Origin of the sequence: Amycolatopsis sp. lyj-109, from assembly GCF_046548995.1 — a bacterium.
Classification (GTDB): domain Bacteria; phylum Actinomycetota; class Actinomycetes; order Mycobacteriales; family Pseudonocardiaceae; genus Amycolatopsis.
The window spans coordinates 115,697-137,562 of sequence record NZ_JAJPWR010000010.1 but is presented as its reverse complement, the minus strand read 5'-3'; the positions used below and the strand labels follow the sequence as shown (position 1 = coordinate 137,562).

At 72.5% G+C, this 21,866-nt stretch carries 21 protein-coding genes; 12 read left to right on the top strand and 9 right to left on the bottom strand.

Going from position 1 to position 21,866, the window contains the following annotated elements:
- Positions 1-156: 156 nt before the first annotated feature.
- Positions 157-933, top strand: a complete 777-nt coding sequence (locus ACLJQF_RS23400; RefSeq protein WP_410611595.1) for an ANTAR domain-containing protein — start codon at positions 157-159, stop codon at positions 931-933.
- Positions 934-1,035: 102 nt separating this feature from the next.
- Positions 1,036-1,431, top strand: coding sequence for an STAS domain-containing protein (locus ACLJQF_RS23395; protein ID WP_410611593.1), 396 nt, complete (start codon positions 1,036-1,038; stop codon positions 1,429-1,431).
- Positions 1,432-1,609: 178 nt separating this feature from the next.
- On the opposite strand, the gene ACLJQF_RS23390 is transcribed toward ACLJQF_RS23395, so the two are convergent.
- Complete coding sequence (locus tag ACLJQF_RS23390) at positions 1,610-3,007, bottom strand: PP2C family protein-serine/threonine phosphatase (RefSeq protein ID WP_410611592.1); 1,398 nt, start codon at positions 3,005-3,007, stop codon at positions 1,610-1,612.
- A 4-nt stretch (positions 3,008-3,011) separates the two neighbouring features.
- Entirely contained in the window at positions 3,012-3,749 is a 738-nt protein-coding gene (locus tag ACLJQF_RS23385; protein ID WP_410611591.1) for a GAF and ANTAR domain-containing protein, read from the bottom strand.
- Positions 3,750-3,830: 81 nt separating this feature from the next.
- Here ACLJQF_RS23385 and ACLJQF_RS23380 point away from each other — a divergent pair, with 81 nt between their 5' ends.
- From ACLJQF_RS23380 to ACLJQF_RS23360, 5 genes are all read left to right on the top strand, one after another.
- Positions 3,831-4,772: a glycoside hydrolase family 5 protein gene (locus tag ACLJQF_RS23380; RefSeq protein WP_410611590.1), complete on the top strand. Its 942-nt coding sequence runs from the start codon at positions 3,831-3,833 to the stop codon at positions 4,770-4,772.
- An 81-nt stretch (positions 4,773-4,853) separates the two neighbouring features.
- The gene (locus ACLJQF_RS23375) at positions 4,854-5,600 is read left to right on the top strand and encodes an ANTAR domain-containing protein (RefSeq protein ID WP_410611589.1); all 747 of its coding nucleotides are present in this window, start codon (positions 4,854-4,856) and stop codon (positions 5,598-5,600) included.
- 9 nt (positions 5,601-5,609) lie between these two features.
- Positions 5,610-6,530 (top strand): non-homologous end-joining DNA ligase, encoded by a 921-nt coding sequence (ligD, locus tag ACLJQF_RS23370; protein WP_410611588.1) that lies wholly within the window; start codon positions 5,610-5,612, stop codon positions 6,528-6,530.
- Positions 6,531-6,805: 275 nt separating this feature from the next.
- Entirely contained in the window at positions 6,806-7,225 is a 420-nt protein-coding gene (locus tag ACLJQF_RS23365) for a DUF6292 family protein (protein ID WP_410611587.1), read from the top strand.
- A 450-nt stretch (positions 7,226-7,675) separates the two neighbouring features.
- Positions 7,676-8,017, top strand: a complete 342-nt coding sequence (locus ACLJQF_RS23360) for a DoxX family protein (RefSeq protein WP_410611586.1) — start codon at positions 7,676-7,678, stop codon at positions 8,015-8,017.
- On the opposite strand, the gene ACLJQF_RS23355 is transcribed toward ACLJQF_RS23360, so the two are convergent.
- A complete protein-coding gene (locus tag ACLJQF_RS23355; protein WP_410611585.1) occupies positions 7,975-8,841 on the bottom strand; it encodes an alpha/beta fold hydrolase in 867 nt (288 codons plus the stop codon). The two genes, ACLJQF_RS23360 and ACLJQF_RS23355, sit on opposite strands and share 43 nt — an antisense overlap.
- Entirely contained in the window at positions 8,841-9,863 is a 1,023-nt protein-coding gene (locus ACLJQF_RS23350) for an alpha/beta hydrolase (RefSeq protein WP_410611584.1), read from the bottom strand. The genes ACLJQF_RS23355 and ACLJQF_RS23350 overlap by 1 nt, the downstream gene beginning before the upstream one ends.
- Positions 9,864-9,995: 132 nt before the next feature.
- Between ACLJQF_RS23350 and ACLJQF_RS23345 the strand changes: the two genes are divergently transcribed.
- Genes ACLJQF_RS23345 through ACLJQF_RS23335 form a run of 3 tightly spaced genes read left to right on the top strand, consistent with a single transcriptional unit; the run spans position 9,996 to position 11,678 of the window.
- Positions 9,996-10,676 (top strand): hypothetical protein, encoded by a 681-nt coding sequence (locus tag ACLJQF_RS23345; protein WP_410611583.1) that lies wholly within the window; start codon positions 9,996-9,998, stop codon positions 10,674-10,676.
- Entirely contained in the window at positions 10,676-11,227 is a 552-nt protein-coding gene (locus ACLJQF_RS23340) for a DUF6529 family protein (protein ID WP_410611582.1), read from the top strand. Before ACLJQF_RS23345 ends, ACLJQF_RS23340 begins: the two co-directional genes overlap by 1 nt.
- A gap of 25 nt (positions 11,228-11,252) precedes the next feature.
- Complete coding sequence (locus ACLJQF_RS23335) at positions 11,253-11,678, top strand: Rieske (2Fe-2S) protein (RefSeq protein ID WP_410611580.1); 426 nt, start codon at positions 11,253-11,255, stop codon at positions 11,676-11,678.
- Here ACLJQF_RS23335 and ACLJQF_RS23330 read toward each other — a convergent pair.
- Entirely contained in the window at positions 11,669-13,186 is a 1,518-nt protein-coding gene (locus ACLJQF_RS23330; RefSeq protein ID WP_410611579.1) for a hypothetical protein, read from the bottom strand. The genes ACLJQF_RS23335 and ACLJQF_RS23330 overlap by 10 nt on opposite strands.
- 135 nt (positions 13,187-13,321) lie before the next feature.
- Between ACLJQF_RS23330 and ACLJQF_RS23325 the strand changes: the two genes are divergently transcribed.
- A complete protein-coding gene (locus tag ACLJQF_RS23325) occupies positions 13,322-14,239 on the top strand; it encodes a DUF3800 domain-containing protein (protein ID WP_410611577.1) in 918 nt (305 codons plus the stop codon).
- A gap of 24 nt (positions 14,240-14,263) precedes the next feature.
- On the opposite strand, the gene ACLJQF_RS23320 is transcribed toward ACLJQF_RS23325, so the two are convergent.
- The 3 genes from ACLJQF_RS23320 to ACLJQF_RS23310 form a co-directional block, all read right to left on the bottom strand.
- Positions 14,264-14,605, bottom strand: a complete 342-nt coding sequence (locus tag ACLJQF_RS23320; RefSeq protein WP_410611575.1) for a hypothetical protein — start codon at positions 14,603-14,605, stop codon at positions 14,264-14,266.
- 168 nt (positions 14,606-14,773) lie between these two features.
- A complete protein-coding gene (locus ACLJQF_RS23315; RefSeq protein ID WP_410611574.1) occupies positions 14,774-14,902 on the bottom strand; it encodes a hypothetical protein in 129 nt (42 codons plus the stop codon).
- 262 nt (positions 14,903-15,164) lie between these two features.
- Entirely contained in the window at positions 15,165-18,134 is a 2,970-nt protein-coding gene (locus ACLJQF_RS23310) for a tetratricopeptide repeat protein (RefSeq protein ID WP_410611572.1), read from the bottom strand.
- Between the two features lie 441 nt (positions 18,135-18,575).
- Between ACLJQF_RS23310 and ACLJQF_RS23305 the strand changes: the two genes are divergently transcribed.
- Positions 18,576-19,667: a HesA/MoeB/ThiF family protein gene (locus ACLJQF_RS23305; protein WP_410611571.1), complete on the top strand. Its 1,092-nt coding sequence runs from the start codon at positions 18,576-18,578 to the stop codon at positions 19,665-19,667.
- A 2-nt stretch (positions 19,668-19,669) separates the two neighbouring features.
- Here ACLJQF_RS23305 and ACLJQF_RS23300 read toward each other — a convergent pair whose 3' ends face one another.
- Positions 19,670-21,820, bottom strand: coding sequence for an ATP-binding protein (locus ACLJQF_RS23300; RefSeq protein WP_410611569.1), 2,151 nt, complete (start codon positions 21,818-21,820; stop codon positions 19,670-19,672).
- Positions 21,821-21,866 lie beyond the last annotated feature (46 nt).

The window sequence follows — 21,866 nt, the reverse complement described above, 5'->3', positions numbered from 1 at the left end:
TGGGCCGTTGCTGAGCGCGACCGGGGGATCAGGTTCCGCCGGACGGCCCCGCCGGTTCGTCTTTCCGCGTGGCCGGCCCCACAAACCGGTGTGCCGTCGGAGGCGAAGCGCCGCGGAGTGCGGTAAATCAAAGGAACAAAGACCGGTGGAGGTTCGGTGACCGAGACACTCATGAACGCGGCGGATCGCTGGAGACCGCTGGCCGAATTGCTGCAGGCGCTGCTCGAGCGCATCGCCGGCGAGCTGCCCGGCTGGCTCGGCGCGGGCCTGACCGTCAGGCGCGGCGACCGGCCGCTGCGGGTGCTGGCCACCGCGGGCGTCGCCGAGCAGCTGATCCCCGCCCAGCTGGCGCACGGCGGCCCGGTCCCGGTCGCCGAGGCCACCGGCGAGCCGGTCACCACCGACCGGCTTTTCGGCGACGAGCGCTGGCCGGACCTGCTCCGCGAGACTTTGTTCGACGCCGGCCCGGCGGCCGCGGCGATCCGCGGCGCCGTCGCGCTGCCCGGGTTCTGGGACGAGGACGGAGCCTTCGTGCTGTCGGTCACCCTCGACCGGCCGCCGGGCCCCGAAACCCTCGCTGTCCTGCGGCGTTACGCGAAGCTCACCGAGATGACCCTGGTGGTCGCCGAGACCGCCACCGCGGGCGATCCCGACCAGATGCTGGACCTGCTGGCCTCCCGTGCCGCCATCGAGCAGGCGAAGGGCGCCATCATGGCGGTCCGGCGGTGCTCGCCGGAGGAGGCCTGGCAGACGTTGCGCCGCGCCAGCCAGGAGTTCAACGTCAAGGTCCGCGAGCTGGCCGTCGCCCTCGTCGAGCACCTCGCCGGCCAGGTGACAGCCCCGGCGGAGGGCATCCGCGAGATCCGGCCCGGCGCCCCGGCACAGCACGCCGCGGAACGGCTCTGGTCGGCCTTCACCGGCGTCGCGTCGTGAAAAAGAGCGTTTCCGGAACGGATGTTTGGGTATCAAGTCCCCGTCCTTGATCACGTCACTGCGTCGCCGGCCCCACGCCGGCGCGGAAGGCCAACCGAACCCGTGTCCCCCATCTTTCCGGTACCCACCCGGTCCGCGCCCCTGGTCGCCCGCCGGACGGAGTACCGCCCCGGTTTCCTGGTGCTCACCCTCGCCGGCGAAATCGACGCACTGACCCTGCCGATCCTCGAGCGCGAGCTGGGCTCGGCCCCACCGGGGACGACCGTGGTGGACCTCACCCAGGTGGCCTTCGTCGGCTTGGCGGGCGCGCGTGCCTTGGCGGCCGCCGCCGAGCGGGCCGGCGCCGCGGGACGGCGCTTCGGGGTGGTGGCGAACGGCCGGACCCTGGCGCGGTTGTTCCGGATCACCGGGCTGGCGGCGGTGGTGCCGATGTTCGCGTCGTTGTCGGACGCGCTGCGGGAGCTGCTGGCGGCCGAGGTGCACGACACGGCCTGCTGAGGGCGCGCCCGGCGGGCGCACGTTGGCTCCTGCCGCCGGGCGGGCTTGCCTGCTGGGTTCCGGGGCGTCGAGCCTGCCCGTGCCGCGGCCTCCGAGGGAGCTCGCGAGCCGGCCGCTGCTCGGCACACACCGCGACCGGACCGGCCCCGACCGCCGAGCGGGCCCGCAGGCCCACCGCTCAGCGCGAGATCCACCGGGCGATCAGCACGCCCGCGTCCTGCCGGAACTCGCCGCAGCCGTGGGCGAGGACCGCGCGGGTGAGGCGGCGGGCGATCTCCGGGGGCAGTTCGCCGGCGTCCCGGCCGAGGTGCCCGGTGAGCCGGGTCCGGCCGAACGGCTCTCCGGCGCCGTCCGCGGTTTCCGCGACGCCGCGGGAGCACAGCGCGAGCAGGTCGCCCGGTTCGAGCCGGAACCGCGTGACCGGCGGCGGCTCCCCGGCCGAGCCGAACCGCGGGGCGGTGGGCCCGGTGACCGGTAGTGCCTCGCCGCGGCGGACGACCAGCGGTGTGGGCTGCCCGGCGGCGAGCAGGTGCAGGACGCCCGTGGCCAGGTCCAGCTCGGCGAGCACGCCGCCGATGGCCGGGCGGCCGTCGAGCTCGGCGCCGACCGCGGCGAACTGCTCGCTCAGGGAAGCTCCGCCGTGGCGGGCGGCGCGGTAGGCGGCGAGGGCGGTCACGACCGCGGTGTTCGCGCCGCGGGTGCGCGGGCCGGCGTCGAACATCGCCAGCTGCGCCCGCTCCTCCGAGAGGGCGTAGTCGAACGCGGTGCCGCAGAGGTCGTACGCCGGCTGGACGCTCACCCCCACCACCACGCTTTCGGTGGCCGCGGTCATCGGCGGCAGGTTCTGCCACAGCAGTTCGGCGGGGGAGCCGCGGCGGCGGTGGCGGCGACGGCGATCCAGGCCGTCGCCGTACTGGGTCGTGATGGTGACGAGGTGCCCGAGCAGCGAGGCCAGCCAGCGGCACTGCTCCCGCAGGGCCGGGTCGTCCGGATCGGCGTCGCCGGCCGGGACGATCTCGAGGACCCCGAGCCGTTCGACGCCGTCGAGCAGCACCGTCCACAATGTCCCGTCGCGGGTCACGGTCTCGGCGCGGCGGAACACGTCGCCGCCGACGGTGCTCTCGATGTCGAGCACCGCGGCACCCGGCCCCAGCGGCACCAGCGTGCGCTGGTCGTAGTCGGCCAGGTAGACGCCGATCGTCAGGTCGAGCGCGCGACCCGCCTCGGCGACGACCGCCGGGAGCCGCTCCGGCGGGGCGCAGTGGGCGCCTTCGAGCAGGTCGACGAGTGCTTTCAGGGGACCGTGCAACGGCTTCGCGTCCTGGACCGAGTGGCTGTAGGGCGCGCGGGCCGGGCCGGTCACCTCGTCGAGCCGTTCGTTGACGGCGTGGGCGACCATGTCGCGGTCGACGCGGGGCAGCGTGAGCAGCCCGCTGAGGTAGGCGTCCAGGTCCAGCAGGCTCAAGCTGCCACCGAGCGCGAAGTACCGCATCCACAGCTGTTCCAACGTCAGGTCGCTCCGGGCGAAGCAGACGGCGACCAGCCGCCGCTGTTCCTCCTCAGGCAGGAAACGCATGCGCTCACCCTTCCCGTGGCGCCGGGCCGACCACGCGGGCGGCGGCTTCGGCCGGGCTGGTGCCGTGTACGCGGGCCAGCGCGAGCAGGCGGTCGAACGCGACGTCCTCGCCGAGGCCGTCCCGGCCCATGAGGAAGCCCTTCGCCATGGCGATCAGGTCCCGGTCGCGGAGGGTGTCCTTGAACTGCTCGCTGAACCGGCCGGCGCGTTCGCCGGCGCGGGCATGGGCGACGATCACCGCGGCGCGGTCGGCGAAGGACACCAGCGCCCGCTCGTCGACGGGCCCGAAGGCGCCGGGCGTCGTCGCGTAGATCTTGATGGCCCCGTGGCAGCCGTCTTCGGTGACCATCGGGGCGGTGACGACCGACCGCAACCCCGAGCCGGCGACCGCGGCGCACCACCGGGTCCAGCGCCGTTCGGTGGCGACGTCGTCGATCCGCTGTGGCGAGCACCCGGCGAGCGCGGCCAGGCAGGGGCCTTCGCCGAGCTCGTACTGCAGGGTGTCGGCCTCCCGCACCAGCGGGCCCGACGCGCTCGTCGTGACGAAGCCGCCGTCGGCGTCGACGAGGGTGACCCCCACCCCCGCCGCCGCGGTGATCGTGGTGTTCGCGAGCGAAACGATCAGCTCCAGCACCGAGTCCACGGTTCGGCGCGACAGCAGCAGCCCGGACATCCGGGCGGCGACCACGGCCAGCTCACCGTCCAGCGGCAGCTCACCCGGCGGGACCTGTTCCGACGACATGGCCGGTGATTACCAATCCGGGGTCACCGGTAAACCCGCCCGGCGGATCCGTGACCCGGCTAGATTGGCCCGGGAGGCACAGTGAACCGGTGGCTTGGGCGGGGAATCAACTTCGGCAACGCACTCGACGCGCTGGGTGACGGTCCGGAGCTGCCGCTCGGCGAGCGGTACTTCGACGAGGTGGCCGAAGCCGGTTTCGACACCGTCCGCCTGCCGGTCCGGTGGTCGGCGCACGCCGGGGCCGCGCCGCCGTACGCGATCGATCCGGCGTTCTTCCGGCGCGTCGACGCGGGCGTGGGCGCGGCGCTCGACCGCGGTCTGCAGGTCGTGGTGAACGTCCACCACTACCACGAGCTCTGTGCCGCGCCGGACGAGCAGCTTCCCCGCTTCCTCGCCCTCTGGCGGCAGATCGCGGCCCGCTACGCCGGCCGGTCCGGACGGCTCTGTTTCGAACTGCTCAACGAACCTCGCGGTCACCTCACGGCGGCCCGGTGGAACGCCGTGCTGGCGGACGCCCTCGCCGTCGTGCGCGCGGCCGACCCCGGGCGCACCGTGATCATCGGGCCGGCCGGGATGAACGGCCTCGACGCGCTCCCCGCGCTCGCCGTGCCCGACGACGGCAACCTGATCGCCACGATCCACTACTACGCCCCGTTCGAGTTCACCCATCAAGGCGCCGGCTGGGTGGCCGGGGCCGGGCGATGGCTCGGCCGCACCTGGGGCGGCACCGCCGACGAGGACGCCGTACGCGCCGATCTGGCCGCGGTCGCGGCCTGGGGGCGGGAGCGGCGGCTTCCCTTGTTCGTCGGGGAGTTCGGCGCCTTCTCCGCGGCGGACATGGAGTCCCGCGCGCGGTGGACGGCGTTCGTCCGGGCCGAGGCCGAGCGCCTCGGCATGAGCTGGGCCTACTGGGAGTTCGGCACGGACTTCGGCGCCTTCGACCTCGAACGTGCTGCCTGGCGCGCACCGTTGCGGCGGGCGCTCCTCGGCGAACGGGAGGCCGCCGGCGGCGTCGCGCGGTGACCGATCGGCCCACCCGCGGACATGAATCGGCGGCGGAAGGGGTACCCGAGGGCAGTTCGCGTCCGACCGGGAGGAGCAGACATGGAACGGCCGGACCCCCTCGCCCCGGCTTCGCCCCTGTTCGACGAGGTCACCGGAGCGCTGGAAGCCCTCACCGCGGTCCTGCGCGAGGAGGACGACTTCCGGATCCTGCTCCGGCACGTGTGCCTGCAGGTACGCCACGCCGTCCCCGGCGTCGACGAGGCGTCGGTGACGCTGGTGACCGGGGAGGTGCCGCACACGGCGACGGCCACCAGCGCCGTGGTGGACGAACTCGACGGCGAGCAGTACCGGATCGGCCGCGGCCCCTGCCTGGACTCGATCCGCGGCGGCAAGATCGTCCGCACCACGGTGGCCGGTGCGATCGAGCGCTGGCCGAGCTTCGCCGACGGAGCCCGGGAAGCGGGCTTCGGCAGTTTTCTGGCCGCGCCCCTGGTGGCCGACGCGCAGTTCTCCGGCGCGGTCAACTGCTACGGGCGGCAGGACGACGGCTTCGAGGAGGTCGAAGCGCAGCTGCTGGAGCTCTATACGACCGCGGTGGAGGCGATCCTCCGCGTCTACGGCCGGTACCTGCGGGCCCGGGAAACGGCCGAGCACCTCCGGACGGCACTGACCTCCCGCGCGGTCATCGACCAGGCCAAGGGCATGCTGATGGCGATCCGCCGGGTCGACGCCGACGACGCCTTCGCCCTGCTGGTGGAGCAGTCGCAGCGGGAGAACATCAAGCTGCGCGAGGTCGCGGAGCGGTTCGTCGAGCGGGTGGTCTCCGGGCCCGTCCTGCCGCGGTAATGTGGACCCGTGGCGGGCAGCCGGATCACGGTGCAGGTCGGTGAGCGGCAGCTGATCCTCTCGAACCTCGAGAAGGTGCTCTACCCGCGCCACGGTTTCACCAAGGGCGAGGTCCTCGACTACTACACGCGGATCGCGCCGGTGCTGCTGCCGCACGTCCGCGACCGGGCGATGACGTTCGTGCGGTTCCCCGAGGGCGTCACCGGCAACTCGTTCTTCGAGAAGGACGTCTCACGGCACGCCCCGGACTGGGTCCGCACCGCGCGCCTGACCGTCGGCGGCCGGGGCAAGGATCCCGAGATCGTCGCGTACCCGCTGATCAACGACCTGCCCGAGCTCGTGTGGGCGGCCAACCTCGCCGCCCTGGAACTGCACGTCCACCAGTGGACCGTCGAGGCGGGCGACGAGCGCGGCACCCCGGACCGGCTGGTGTTCGACCTCGACCCGGGTCCCGGCACGACGGTCGTCGACTGCTGCCGGGTCGCCGAACGGCTCTACGACGTCCTCGTCGAGGACGGCTTCACCCCGGTGGCGAAGACCAGCGGCTCCAAGGGCATGCAGCTGTACGCGGGCGTGGTGACGACGGACGGCGCTGAGCCGTCGCGGTACGCGAGAGCGCTGGCCGAGCGGCTCGCCGCGGAGACGCCGGACCTGGTCGTGGCCCGGATGACGAAGAACCTGCGCCCGGGCAAGGTCTTCATCGACTGGAGCCAGAACAACCCCTTCAAGACCACGGTGGCGCCGTACTCGCTGCGCGGGCGCGACGAGCCGACCGTCTCGACGCCGGTCACCTGGGACGAGGTCCGCGCCTGCCGGCACGTCACGCACCTGAGGTTCACCGCGGGCGAAGTCCTGGCGCGCGTCGAGGACCTCGGAGATCTGTTCGCCGATCTGGAACGCACCCGAGTTCCGATTCCTGCGTTCGGCTGAACTTTCGGCGGCCACCATTCCGCCGGGTGCGCCCGCGAGGTTTTTCCGGAATTGCGGAAAACGTCTTCACCTGCGGATTTGATCGTCCACAGTGGAGCTCTGCACGTGCAGACGGGCGTGTCGCTGCACGAACCGCAAGTACGGATGTCCGGCGGTGGGCCGAAGTCCGCGAAGTGGGTACGGTCTACGCACGAACCGCGACAGCCGTCGCGGTGGCGAACGACAATGACGTGGCGGCCGTTGCCGGTCTTGTCGAACATGGCGAAAGGAAACGGGTGTCCGGCCTGATCGACACCGATCTCGAATTCTGGTTCCAGCGTGGGTTGCGCGCGTATCTGGGCGAGGTGGCGCGTGCACTCGGCTTCGGCCTGGAATCCTGCACCGTGGACGTCGACGTCCCGGTGTCGGCGTACCTGGCGGTGGACTGGCGGCTGCGCCGGTTCCCCGAGCGCGACGTGGCGCTGCTCTGGGACGAGGTGCACGGCTGGGCGGTCGCGGTCGAGGCGGCGTGCGGGGAGGAGATGATCGTGCTGTCCTACCTCGGCGGCGCGGACGTCCTGCCGTCGCCGCCCGAAGTCGTGCGCTTCCTGACCGCGCTGCGGGACGGTGCCCGGGAGCCGGCCGGGCCGGGCTCGCCCGTGCTGCGGCGCGCCGGCCGCCACCAGGAACTCCTGCCGCTGCTGCCGGCCCGCTGACGCTCCCCGATGGACGGTGCCGCGCCGTGCCTGGTCGCCGCTCGCGAGTGGTAAGGAGGGTGAGAGCCAGCTGTCAAGTGGCTACCTACCGGGCGTCTGCGCCGATCTCCCGAGCCCCGGCCAACTCACCATCCAGAACGGCCAACTCACCCACCGGAACGGCCAACTCACCTACACCGCCGGCGAGTTGGCCGTTCCGGTGCGCGAGTTGGCCGCCGCGGGCGGTGAGTTGGCCATCCCTGCACCGCCGCGAACGTAGGTTGCCAACAGACAGTTCGCCCGCTTTACCACTCACGACAAGCCGCGGCAGACTGCACCGGTGAGCCGATGGTCGTGGCCCACTTCGGCGAGTGACCGCCGTCACGTGCCGGGCTGTCACATCGGCCCGGACCGCGGAGTCGAGGGGGTGACGGACCCCGAACCCGGGGACCGCGAACCCGAGGAGTTCCGATGACCGCCGCTCACCTGATCGTCACCATCGCCGCCGCGGTTTGGGTCGGCTTCTCGGCCGTCTCGATGTTCGCCCGCGCGAAGTGGGTCGTCGAGCCGATCACCGAGTACGGCGTGCCCCGGTCGTGGTGGAACTGGCTCGGCACGGCCAAGGCGGCCGGCGCCGTGGGCCTGCTCGCCGGGCTGTTCTGGCCGCCGATCGGCATCGCCGCGGCGATCGGCCTGGTGCTGTACTTCGGCGGCGCGCTCGTCACCGTGGCCCGGGCGCGGTCGTACGCGCACCTGGTGTTCCCGATGCTCTACCTGGCGCCGGTGGTCGTTTCGGTGGTCCTGCTGCCCTGATCGGCGAGCCAGGTGAGCGCATCGGCGGCGTGGCGCAGCACGGACAGATGGCCTTCGCCGGGCACGGGCCGGTACTCGGAGTGCGGGCACCGCCCGGCGAGCCACGCGCTGTGCGCGGCGGGGATCATCCGGTCCTGCGCACCGTGCAGGAGGAGGACGGGCGCGGTGATCCGCGCGGGATCGCAGCCCCACGGCGTGACGTAGGCGAGATCGTCGTCGATCAGCCCGCCGGGCCCGTCCGCGAGCGCCGCGCGGACGGGCCCGTCCAGCCACGACCACGACCCGCGGAGCACGGCCAGGTCCGCGTCGGTGAAGACCGCCGGATCGAACTCGGCGGAAGCTTCGTACTTTTCCTTGGCGGCCCGGCCTTCGGCGGCGGCGTGCAGCGACGCCGCGCTCGCGGCGGCCATGCCCCCGAACCAGTCGAGCCCGGCGGCGCCGACCGGAGCCACGGCGGCCAGGCTCGCCACGGCGAGCACCCGGTCCGGCAGCAGGGCGGCGCAGGCGAGGGCGTGGGAGCTGCCCCCGGAGTGCCCCATGAGGGCGAACTCGCCGATCCCGAGCGCGTCGGCCACGGCTTCGACGCACTCGGCGGCGTTCCCGACCGTCCGCCCCGGCACCGGAGTGGAGGTGCGGTAGCCGGGCCGGTCGTAGGACACGAACCGGACCCCGAGCTCCGCGGCGAGCGGCAGCAGCGGCCCGGGCGGCGCCCCGGTGTTGGGGGTGCCGTGGTGCCAGAAGACGGTCAGCCGCGCGGGGCCGCCGGTGTCGTAGACGTGCAGGGTGCGTCCGCCGGGCAGCGCCTGCTCGGTCTCGGTCACCATCAGCGGGCCAGCCGCTCCGCCAGCCAGGCCAGCGAAAGCGGGTACCGGTAGTCGATCCCGCCGTGGCCGGCGTCGAACAGCTCGAAGTGGACGCGGTCGTCCGGCAGGCCCACTCCGGCCAGCTCCGCCCGGAACGCCTCCGCGCCGACGTCCAGGAAGTACTCGTCGCTCGTGCCGGCGTCGATCCACACCGCGCGCAGGGAACGGACGGCCTCCGCGTGGCGCGCCACCATCCGCACCGGGTCCCAGTCCAGCCAGCGCTGCCACTGCTCCGGCCGCAGCGCGCCGGTCCGCGGGTCGAACGGCAGCTCCGGCGTCCCGTCCTCCCGGGCCGAGAAGCAGGCCGCGACGCCGAGCGTCGTCAGCAGCGCGTCGTCTTCGGGCTTGGTGAACGCCGGGCGGCTCCGGAAGTCCGCCCACCACGCCTGGATGTCCTGGCCGTACCCGCGCAGCGCGCGGACCGCCTTGCCGAATTCGGGGACGTAGGACAGCTCGTACAGCGAGTCGCCCGCGTGCGTCGCCAGTGCGCCGAACACCTCCGGCCGCAGCATCGGCGTGATCATCGCCCCGAACCCGCCCGATGACTTGCCCGCGATCGCGCGGGATTCGGGGCCGGGGAGGGTCCGGTAGTGCTCGTCGACCCACGGCACGATCTCGTCGCACAGGTACGAGTGGTAGCGGCCGGTACCCGGCGAATCGACGAACTGCGAGCCGCCGTAAGAGGTCCACGCGTCGACGTACACCACGACGCAGCCCGGCGCGCCACCGGCGAAGACCGCGTCGGCCGTCTCCACGAACGGCTGCCGGAACGGCGTCCGGTTGGCCCACATCGACAGGTGCCCGGTGTAGCCCTGGATGACGTACACCGCCGGGTACCGCTCGTCGCCATTGTCGTAGCCGGGCGGGACGTACACCCACAGCGGGCGTTCGTGTGGGTCACCGAGCGGATTGCCGCGCAGCAGGGTGGAAGTCACGGTGTGCCGGTCGAGCCGTCCGGCGAGTTCGCCGTCCCAGGGGAGCATGCGGCCAGTCAACCACGATCCACCGGTTGCACGGGCTAAGCAATACCTCTTTTCCACGCGTAGCGTTGAGCCGTTTCGGCCCGAGGTCCGTGTTGCGGACACGGTGGTGGACCGGGAGAAGCGGGGCAGACCATGAAACATCCGGGGCCGTTGTTCACGTTGCTCGCCGGGGTACTGCTCGCCGGCGGGATCGGCGTCGCCGATCTGGCGACCGGGGCCGGCGTGCCGACGGTCGCCGGGGCCGCGAGCGCGGTGGGTGCCCCGGCCACCACGACGACCGCGCCGCCCACGACGACCGCGGCCACGGCGGAGCCGCCGAAACCCGATGTGCCCGCACGGGCGGACTACGCCGGGAAGGTGACCGGCGGTGGTGCGTCGATCGCGGTGTCGGCGCGCGACGGCCACGCCATCGCCTACGTCTGCGACGGCAAGAAGCTCGAAGCCTGGCTCCAGGGCGTGACCGTCGGCGGCAAGCTGGACCTCAAGGGCGCGCCGGACGCGAGCCTGACGGGCAGTTTCGACGCCACTTCGGTCACCGGGACCGTGACGGCGGCGGGCCGGACGTACCAGTTCAGCGTGCCGACGGCGAAGAAGCCCGCGGGCCTCTACCGGGCGACGCCGAAGGTGAAGGGCAAGGCGGCCAAGGTCGGCTGGATCGTGCAGCCCGACGGCAGCCAGGTCGGCATCCTCACGACGGACGAGGGCCCGGCGGCCGCCCCGCCGCTCGACCCGGCCGCGGCCACCGCGACCGTCGACGGCGCCCCGGTGACCGCCGAGGCGATCAGCGGCCTGGCCGGGAACGGTGACTTCTGATGGCCGCCCCGGCAGCGGGCAACCGCGCGGCGGTCGCGCTCGTCGTGCCGCTGGCCGCCGGCGCCGTCGTCTCGGTGGCGCTCGGGGTCTACGGCGGCCTGCACACGCCGACCGGGGTCGCGGTGAACGTCGCGGGCTTCTCCGGTCCGATGGCGGTGAAAGCGTGGCTCGCCACGGTCGTCGTCCTGCTCGCGCTCGTCCAGCTCGGCTCGGCGCTGGCGATGTACGGCAAGTTCGGCGGCAGCGCGCCCGCGTGGGTCGCGCCGGTGCACCGGTGGTCGGGACGGCTGGCCTTCCTCGTGTCGATCCCGGTCGCGATGCACTGCCTCTACGCGCTCGGGTTCCAGGCGTTCGACCTGCGCGTCCTCCTGCATTCCCTGCTCGGGTGCTTCTTCTACGGCGTGTTCGTCGCGAAGATGCTCCTGCTGCGCAAGGACGACGCACCCGGCTGGTCGCTCCCGCTGGTGGGGGGCCTGGTCTTCACCGCGCTGGTCGGGCTCTGGCTGAGCGCGTCGCTGTGGTTCTTCACCCAATCGGGCTTGACCTTCTAGCTGTTCGGTCCGGAGAGGACGAAACGTGCGCAACGACGACGTGGACCCGGTGCTGGCGCGCCGGACCGCTCTCGCGGTCTTCGGTGCCGGGCTGGCGGCCGGCTGCAGCACCTACGGCGGCAGTGCGGGCGGGACGTCGGCCGCCCCGGCGCCCGCCGGCACCGAACTCGGCGCGGCCGCCGACGTGCCGGTCGGCGGCGGCAAGGTGTTCGCGGACAAGCAGGTGGTGGTGACCCAGCCGGTGGCGGGGACCTTCGCGGCCTTCTCGGCGATCTGCACCCACCAGGGCTGCACGGTCGACGCCGTCGCCGACGGCACCATCAACTGCCCGTGCCACGGCAGCCGGTTCAAGATCGCCGACGGCTCGGTGGCGAACGGCCCGGCGGCGAAGCCCTTGGAGAAGAAGCCGGTCACGGTCACCGGCGGCAGGATCACGCTGGCTCACGCGTAGGCCTTCGCGATGGCAAGGGTTTCGATCGTCCACATCGGACCCGACGTGTCCGGGAGGCCGTGCAGGACGGTCCGCCCGTCCGAGCAGGCGTACCCCACGTCCGAGGTGGCGACGGCGGTGCACTGCAAGCCGTTCTCCAGCACGAGCAGGAAGGGGTCGGCCGTCCCGCCGGGCCGGGGCGGCGACGGCAGCGCGCCGGTGTAGGTGAGCTGGACGGCCTTGGTCGCCGAGGTCGGGCACCAGACCTGCGACTGCGGTCCCGGTCCGGCGAAGCACGGGTCGTACGTGGTGCCGCCGGTCGTGCAGCGGTAGGCGTCGAGGCGGCCGGACACCGCGGACACCGTCGCGCAGGTGCCGCTCGCCCGCGCCGTCGCGGCCCGTGGACGGTACTCGACGGTTTGGGTGAACCGTTGCGCGCGGCTCGTGGTCACCGGGATCTCGAACGCGGGGCTCGCGCCGGCGATGCTGCTCGTCACCGGCCCGATCCCGGCGGCGACGAGCCGGCGCACGACCACGCCGCCGTCCGGGTGGCACGGTTCGAGCGCCGCCCACACGTCGGCCGCGACGTCGGCGAAGGGCCGGCCCGGCGGGTATCGGGCGGCCCCGGCGTCCGCGGCGCAGGTCAGCACCCCGGCCGCCGGCCCGGGGTCACCGGCCAGGCCGAACAGCACGGCCGCGCGGTGGGCCGCCGTGGCGAGCGTCGTGCCGAGGGCAGGCCCGGGCTCGGCCTGGCCGTGGATGCTCGCCGGCAGCAGGCCGAAGGGGACGTCGTAGGCCACGCCGGCACCCGGCCAGAGCAGATCGCGCTGACGCGGGTGGCCGAGCAGAGGCACGGCGGGCGTGCCCGCCGCCGCGGTCCGGGTGCCCGGCGCCGGCCACCCCGGTGGCGGGACGATCCGGTAGGGGACGCTCGAGTTCGAGGTCAGCGTGACGGTCGCGCGGCCGTTCCCGGCCGTCACGCAGACCCAGACCGGCGCCTGCGGAGCCGGCTTGCCGACGTCGACGGTCACCCCGGCGGAACTCGCGGTGCGCCCGGCGCAGTCCGGCCGTGGCGCCGGCTCGGCGTCGCGGCCCAGTGCGGCGAGGTCGAGCAGCCCGCCCCAGAAGCCACCGGGGTGCGCGAGCTCCGCGACGATGCTCCGCGTGGCGCCGTCGTAGGTCGCGGGCACGAGCCGGGCCCCGTTCCCGGTGATCACGACGGGCGCGAACCCCGGCGGCGGCGCGGCGGGCACCAGGATCCGCACCCGCGGTGACGGACCGCCGTCGAAGCTCAGTTCGGCACCGCCGCCGAACCGGCGGGTCATCGGTGCCGCGACGTCCGGCTCCGGCGCCGGACGCATCGAAACCCGGGTGCCGGCCTGCGCGAGGACCTCGACCCCGGCGGTGCCCGGATCCGCACTCGCCGTGCCGGAGAACTGCTGCCGCACCAGGACACCGGTGGCGCCCAGCAGGAGCACGACCACGGCTGCCGTCAAGGCGAGCCGGGCCGGTCGTTCGTTCGTGGCCATCGGCGCCTCCCGGAACTCCTGCTCTTCACCAGTCACCGGATCCGCCATGGTCGTTAGCCGCCGTGGCCCAACCGTGACGCCGGGGGCCGGTAAACCGATCGCCCGCGGGCGGCTCCCTCTGGCACGATCGGGCGGGTGCGCCCGGTTGAGATCGCCTGCGACGAGTCGGGCTCGGAGGGCGAGAACCTGCTCGGCGGCGAGACGGACGTCTTCGCCCACGCCGGCGTCCGGATGTCCTGGCCCGAGGCGACGGCGTGCGTGCGGGAGATCCGCGCCCGCATCGGCTCGCCCGCCGAGGAGTACAAGGCCAACCACCTGCTGCGCGCCAAGCACCGCCCGGTGCTCGAATGGCTCCTCGCCCCGGACGGCCCGCTCGCCGGCCGCGGGCACGTGCACCTGACCGACAAGACGTTCTTCGCCGTGCGCGCGGCCGTCTCGCTGCTGGCCGGACCGGGCACGGACGCGCTGGCCCGCACCCTCCACCGCACGGGCCCGGCGGCGTTCGGCGCCGCCCGCTGGCAGTTCTTCCTGACCGCCTTCACCAGCGTGCTGCGGTTGAAGCCCCGGCGCGGCGTGACGACGTCGCCGCGGGAGTTCTTCGTCCTGGTGGACGAGCTCGCGGGGGTCCCGGGCGAAGCGGGTGAAATCGTGGCTCTGTTCCGCGACGGCGGCGAGCGCGTGACGACCTATCGCGAGCGGCTGGCCGGCGATCCGGGCCTGGTTCCGGTGCTCGACCCGCTGGTGCCCGCGGTGATCCACACCGTCCGCCACTGGAGCGCCGCCGGCACCCCGGTCGAGCTGGTCCACGACGAGCAGCTGGCCCTCACGGCGGAACGCGTCCTGCAGCTCAAGGCAACGCTCGGCCCCCGCCTGGCGGGCGTGCGGTTCGTCGACTCCCGCACCGACGCCCGGGTCCAGATCGCGGACTTCCTGGCCGGCGTGGCCCGCCGCATCGCCTCCGACGACCTGAACGGCCGCGGCGACCCCGGGCTGACCACGCCGCTGAGGTCGTTCGTGGACGCCGAGTCGGTCTGGGACGGGCCCGTCGGGTGACCGCCCGGGGTCAGAAGGTCCGGGTCAGAAGGTGATGTCGCCGCCGATGTCGCGCGCTTGCACGACGTTGCCGCCGACCGAGCCTGAGACCTGGTTGGTGACGCCGCCGGTTTCGGCCTGCTGCCCGGCCGCGGCCCACTCGGCACGCAGCCGGTCACCGAATGCCGGATCCGCCGCCTGCTTGGCTTCCAGCACGTCGGCCAGGTCGCGCACCTGCGGTGAGCCCTCCGCTGCCCCTTCCGCGGCCATCAGGACGGCCGAAGCGTCGGGGTCATCGGCGAACTTGGCCTTGATCAGGGTGTACAACCCCACCACGGCCCTCGCCGCGGCAGCCGCGGCCATGGACACCAGTACTGGCTCAGGCACAGCAACCCCTCCACGACCCACCGGCACCGCCTCGGTCCCCTTCGAGGATACGGTGACCTGCCTGCCGCGCAAGGCCGTCAGCGCGCGCGTGGGTCCGGGGCCGGTGTTCGGCGGCGGGACAGAACGGTGCTTCGTCACTGTCCCACCGCCACGGCTGGTGAATGCGGATTACGCGACAGCGCTTACTGCGGCGGCGTCGGGGTTCCAGTATTGCTGGCCAACCGCGACCGATCCGGTGAATACCAGCGCAAACGCCAGAGCGATCCCGGCGAAAAGCCTCTTGTTCATGGTGCGCATGCCTTACTCGTAGTGCGATAGGCCCGAAGCGGGTTTTCACCCGATCGGGCCGAGAGTCCACAGTCGTGGAGCTTGTTCACACCATAGGTCAACACTTCGGCGGCGACTTCGGCGGGCTACCGTGGGTGTTCCGGGTTCCCTCGCGAACCACTTCTATCAGGATCACTGACACTAAGGGGTGAGGAGTGCGCTACTGGAGAACGTCGACTTATCCCCATTCGAGTAGTACTCCAGAGTAAGTTTCACATTACTGCAGAGTAATTCACGTGGTCGCGGGACCCTCTCGAAGGAGGGCGAGATCCGCGTGGAGGTGCTGTCGGCGTTCGCGATTCCCCAGGTCGTCGTAAATGGCCGCCGCGGCGAGCCAGCCTTCCTCGGCGGCGGCGAAGCGCCCGGTTTCGCGCAAGGCGTGGCCGAGGGTGTGGAGTGCTTCGGCTTCCACGATCGCGTTGTGGTTGCGCGTGGCCAGCCGCACCGCTTGGCGCGCGTAGCCGATCGCCGCGGTGTGCCGCGCCTGCCGGTGGTTGATCTCGGCCATGACCTGGCAGGCGCGCGGACTTGCTTCGATGTCGTTGATCTGCTGGATGATCTCCAGCGAGCGAAGGCCGTACCGCTGAGCTGCGGCGTAGTTTCCCTGTCCGCACAACGTGGCGGCCAGGTCGGTCAGTATCTCGGCTTCGCCGTGCCGGTTGCCGATGCCCTGCTTCAGGTCCAGGGCCTGGAGGTACAGGGAGAGGGCCTCGTCGTGCCGGCCACGCTCGCGCAGGGTTTCCGCGAGCCGGTGGAGAACGGCCGATTCGGTCCCGGGATCACGGGTTGTGCGGAGCTTGCCCAGCGCGCGTCGGTACATGGCTTCGGCGTCGTCCGGGTTGCCGATGTGAGCCTCGAAGGTCCCCAGGTGCAAGAGGGAGGTGGCGATCCACACCGCACCGCGTGTCTGCTGCGCGATGGCGGCGGCGAGGTGGAGTTCCCGCAACGCGGTATCCCGATCGCCCAGCGCAAGGCAGATCAAGCCGAGGTCGCTTCGGGTGGCACCCTCTGCTTCGAGGTTGCCCACGGCTTGGGTCGAATCCACCGAAACGCGGTAGGCGTCCCGCAATTCACCATAGAAACCATACCTGCGGTAAATTCCGTACAGGGGGTGGGCGAGTCGCCAGGCGTATTCATGGTGATTCCGTTGTGCGGCCCAGGGGATGAGCCTGTCGAAATTGTTCTTCTCGCTCAGCAGCCAGGTGGCCGCGGCGCTCTCGGACGTGAATTCGACCGACGGCACGTCGGTCATGGCCGGCAGCATCGGAACCGGCGGACGGAACGGGAACAGCAAGCGGTCGGCGTGGTAGCCCGCGTGCAAATAGAACGACAACAACCGGCGCTCGGCGTCTTCCCGGGCTTCGGTTTTCTCCTCCGACTCGGCGAGTTCGCGGGCGAAAGCCCGCAGCAGGTCATGGACCCGGTAGTGGCCAGAGGTGCCCGTGTGGGTGAGGAAGTGCGTGCTGACGAGCACGTCGAGCGCGTGCCGGACCTCTTTCGCCGGCAAGCCGGTCAACGCCGCGGCGGCGGGCAACGTCAGCTCCGGCACCGGGGAAAGCCCGATCGACCGGAGCAGGTCGCGGGCTTCCCGGGGAAGTGCGTGGTAGGTCACCAGAAGCGCGGCCCGCATGTTCGCCGGCGGATCGTCTCCGTCGTCCCCGATGTCCAGCAGGCTGCTCTGGTCGCGGAGTTCGTCGGCGAACTCGGCCAGCGCGGCTCCGCGGCGGCTTTCGATGTGGTGGGCCACCAGTTGCAGGGCCAGCGGAACGCCGCCGCACAACGCGGAGATCCGCGCGAGCGGTTCCTGTTCGACGGCGCCTCTCGGGGCGACGCGGTTGGTCAGGACCTCGACGGCGTGCGGCTCGTTGAGCGGGGTGACCGAACAGCGCCGGGCCCCGTGGCGGATCGTCAGCGCCGTGAGACCCTGACGGCTCGTGACGAGCAGCAGGCTCGGCGAGAGCGTGAACAGCAACGGCAGCACGTGCCCCGAGTTCGCCGCGTTGTCGAGCACGACCAAGGTGCGTTGCTGCGCAAGGAGTTCGCGCAACTTCGCCTCCCGCCGGGCGCCGGTCGGCAGGCGGGCGATGGGGACGTCGAAGGCGTCGAGGAGCTCGTCGACCACATCCTGGGCCTTGACGGGACGTCCGCCGTCGAAGCCGTGCAGATCCAGGTACAACGCGGTGTCGACGAGCCGGCCGTACTGCCGGTGCGCCCAGTGCACCGCCAGCGCGGTCTTCCCGATACCCGCCAAACCGTCCAGCACGATCACGCCGGGACGGAACCGCCCGTCGGCGCGGGCCAAGCCGTCGAGCGTCGTCTGCAGGTCGTGGTGTCCGACGAACCCGGCCGCGGCCGGCGGCAGCGTCGTCCGTCCCCGGGGTGCCAAGGCCGGCAACAAGGTGGGGGCCGGTTCCGACGGCGGACGGGGGCGGGGGAGCGAGGCCAGCCGTTCGGCCGCGCTGCGCGCTCCGCGTTGCGCCGACGCGGAAGTTCTGGCCGTGAGCAACGAGTTGTAGTACTCGAGGAGGTCGGCGGCCGCGGCGTGATCGTCGTCGGCGACGAGCAGCCTGCGGACGGAAACGTGGTAGGCGCCCATGTCCTCGGTCCGGCCGAGCTCGCGCAGGACGTGCAGGCGCCGCCGGGCCAGCCCGAGGTCGGTCCGGTGTTCGCGCTGGAGCTGGTCGAGCTTCTGCAGCGCGGCATCGAAGCGCCCGAGCGCGATCTGCTCGCCCAGCAGCAGCTGGTTCGCCGGTAGCCAGGCGTGGTGCACCGCCGAATGGCGCCAAGCCCGCGCGGGCTGCGAGGTCAGATCCGCGAGCGGCTGCCCTCGCCACAGAGCCAGCGCCCTGGTGGCCACTTCGCAGGCTGCCTCGTGATTCTTTTCCTTGCTGTGCGACCGGGCCGTTTCGATGAGCTTTTCGAAGGCGAAATAGTCGATGGCCGCCCGTTCCACTTCGAGGTGCAGGGCGCCGTCGATCGTGCGGAGTGCCGCGGGAACGCCCGCTTCGCGCATCGCCTTGCCGATGCGCCCCGAATAGGTGCGAAAAGTGGAAACCGGATCGTTCGGCTCCGGCTCGTCGACCGACCAGACCCAGTCCGCCAGGGTGGCCATCCCCATGCGCGCCCGGGGATTGGTGAGCAGCGCGGCCAGCACCTGGCGCAGCTTGGGCGAACCCCAGCAGGTGGTCAACTGGCCGTGCATTCGCATGGTTGTCTGCCCGAGAATTCCGAATGCGATCTCCATCCGCCAGCTTTCCCCCCTCCTGGGATCGCTGATCCTCCTCGCCGATTCCGAGTCTGGCATTCGCCCGCGCGCTCGCGCCACCGCTCTGACCAGTGCTGACATTGATTTGTCACGTTCGACATCGCCGTGTTGCGGGTTCGACCGCGCCGCCGACATGTCGTTGACAGCAGCGGGTTCCATGCTTCAGGTGTCCCGTCGAGCACCGACCGAGCGGAGCACGGATGTCGGCACCCACCTGTCAGCCCGAACCCTGGCACCGCGGTATTCCGGCGAGGCTCACGGTTCTCCGTGCGCAGATCGGAAAGGAGGTGCGACGCCGTGATCGAATTCACTGAAGCCGACCGTGAACCCACTTTCAGCAACCCCACCCAGCAGAGCTAGCGACGAGGAGGAGCAGCCATGCGGCGACCCAGGATCAAGCCCGAGCACCTCCCGGTCCGCCACGGCGGCGATCGGGTCCGGATCGGGGGCGTCGTGCGGGGAATCGCCGCCGACATCGACGATCCCGGCGGATGGGTGTGGGCGCTGCTGGAGCTGCTCGACGGTTCGAGGACCACGGACCAGGTCGTCGCCGACCTGGCCCGCCTTCACCCGCAGCGACCGGGTGCCGACGCCCGGGCGGCGATCGACGACCTGATCCGGGCCGGGTACGTCGAAGACGCCGGCGAGCCGGACCCCGCCGGGCTCGGCGCCGCCGAGCGGGAACGCTACCGCCGGAGCCGGGCGCTCTTCCGCTGGATGGACCGCACGCCGCGCCGCACGAGCTGGGACACGCAACTGCTGCTGCGCGGGGCGCGGGTCGTCGTGATCGGGATCGGCGGCGTCGGCTGCACCGCCGCGCAGACCCTGGTCGTGTCCGGGGTCGGCCACGTCCACTGCGTCGAACCCGACGTGGTCGAGCTGTCCAACCTCAACCGGCAGATCCTGTTCACCGAACGAGACCTCGGCCGGCCCAAGGTCACGGCCGCCGTCGAGCGGCTGCGCGCGCACAACTCGGAGGTCCGGGTCACCGGCGCACGGCTGCTCGTCGACGGCCCGGCGGTGCTGCGGACCTTGGCGATCGGTTACGACGTGGTGCTGCTGGCCGCGGACGAGCCGCCGGAGATCCGGGCCTGGACCAACCAGGTGTGCCAGGCGACCGGGACGGCGTGGGTGCACGGCGGCTACCACGGACCCCAGGTCGGCTGCGGGCTGTACGCGCCGGGTGCCGGTCCGTGTTACGACTGCGCCCGCGTCGCCGAGCGCGAACGCCAGGTCGGGCTGCCCCCACGGACCTTCCCGGCCGCGGCGGGGAAACCGCGGGTTCACGCGGCCAACGCCGTGTCGGCCGGGATCGCGGGTCAGCTGGCCGCGCACGCCACGCTGAGCCTCCTCACCGGCGTGCCCCGGTTGCGGACCAATTGCGAGTTCGGGTTCAACCTCGTCACGCTGCAGGACAGCTTCGCGCTCGGCCCCGAATCACCCAGGCCCGACTGCCCGACCTGCGGCTGACGTCACTCCCGGGACGTCAGCTCCCGCACCCGGGCCCGCAGGGTCGCGGCACGTTCCGCGTCGAGGGCATCGAGGAGCCCGGCGGCCTCCGTGAGGCATTCCCCGGCGCGCACCATTGCTCCGGTGCGCTCGAGGGAAGCCGCCGCGGTCTCCAGCGCGTCGGCGAGCAGTGCCTCCGTGCCGGGGAGGGCCCGGTACTGCGTGATGGCTTTCCCGGTGTACTCGAGCGCCGAGTCGTGGGCCCCGAGACCTTGCAGCGCCACGGCCACATCGCACAGGGCATAGGCCTCACCGACGCGGTCGGCACCTTCGCGGCGGAGCACGAGTTCCCGTTCGGCGTGCGCGCGGGCCTGCTCGAATTCACCCAGCCGGACGCTGATCCGGCTGAGGTTGCACTCCACGACGGCCTCCGGACGGGCGCCCGCGTGCCGGGCCTGCGGCAACGCCCGGAGATAAAGGTCTCGCGCCTCGGCATAGCGCTGCTGCAGGAAGCGGATCTGCCCCAGACCGGTCAGGGCCACCTGGTGCCGGACGGCGTCGTCGAGGTCTCGTGCCAGGACGAGCTGACGGGCGAAGTCCGCCTCTGCCTCGTCCCAGCGCCCCAAGTCCGCGAGCGTGTCGCCCCGGAAACCGAGCAGGAACGCCTCCGCGGCCCCGTCCCCGGCCGCTCTTGCGGCGTCGAGGCCGAGGGTTTCGGCCTCGACGCGAACCGACCACAGAGTGCGTTCCCGGAGGCTCAGGAACCGCGCGGTCGCCGCCAGCACCACGGCGGTGTGGTGCTCGGTGGCCGAACGCAGGACCGCCAGCAGGTTCGCCTGCTCGGTGGTCAGCCACGCGAGAGCCTGGGCGCGGTCGGCGAGTGCCACGCCCGGCCCCACCGTGGGCAACTCGATATCCAGGGACTCCAGGCCGGGGAAGACGAGCCGGTCGGCGGCCTGAGCGGTGCGCGCGTACCAGGTGAAAAGCCGGGACGCGGCCTCGCGCCGGCTGTCCGGGGTGGTGTCCAGCTCGGCGCGGTGGGCCGCGTAGGCGTGCAGCAGGTCGTGGAACCGGTAGCGCCGGCCGCCGACGGACTCGATCAAGTGCACGTCGGCCAGTGCCTCCAGCAGCCGGTACGCCGTGGCCTCGTCGATCCCGGCCACCGCCGCCGCGGCGGGCACCCCGAACTCGACGCCGGGATGCAGGCCCAGCCGGCGGAACAGGCCGGCGTGTTCGTCCGAGAGCCGCGTGTACGACCAGTCGAACACGCTCCGCACGGCACTGCGCTCGTCTCCGCTGCTGCTCAACGCGTCCAACCTGTCCTGGCCGCCGGCGATGTCGGCCACGACCTCGGCGACGCTGGTGTGGCGGCGGGTGGCGATGCGGGTGGCGGCGATCCGCAACGCGAGGGGGAGCCGCGCGCACACCTCGACGAGGTCGGCGACGGCTTCGGGCTCGGCGGCGACCCGCGTGGCCCCGAGGATCCGCCGGAGCAGCACGTCGGCTTCGGCCGGGGTGAACAGGTCGAGGGTGACCTGGCTGGCCGCTTCGGCGACGAGCAGCCCGGTCAGGCTGGCCCGGCTGGTGACCAGCACGACGCAGCCGGGGGATCCCGGCAGCAGCGGCCGGACCTGGTCGGCGGTGCCGGCGTTGTCCAGCAGGATCAGCACCCGGCGGCCGGCGAGCACCGAGCGGTACACGCTGACCTGGGCGTCCAGCTCCGCGGGGATCCGGTCCTCGTCGACGCCCAGGACGTGGAGGAACGACGCGAGCACGAGGTCCGGGCGCGCCGGCGCGCTGGGGCCGTAGCCGCGCAGATCGGCGAACAGGGTGCCGTCGGCGAAGCGGTGTTCCGCCCGGTGGGCCCACTGCACGGCCAGTGCCGTCTTCCCGACTCCGGCGGTGCCGTCCAGCGCCGAAATCACCATGGCGGCCGGGCGGGTTTCGCCGTGGGCGAGCAGGAGGTCGTCCAGGCGGGCGAGCTGGTCGTCGCGCCCGGCGAAGTCGCGCACCGCCGGAGGCAGCTGGCGGGGCACCGGCAGTTCCTGCCGCGCCGCCGTGGACAGGACGACCTGCCCGATCGAGCCCGCCTGCACCACGGAACCGGTGACCGTGCCCGGCAGCTGGTTCGTCACCGAGCTCGGGCCGTGCTCGGGTTCCGGTTCGCCGACCATCGCCGCACCCCCGCAGACCAGTCGAACTTCCGGTTTACCGCATAAC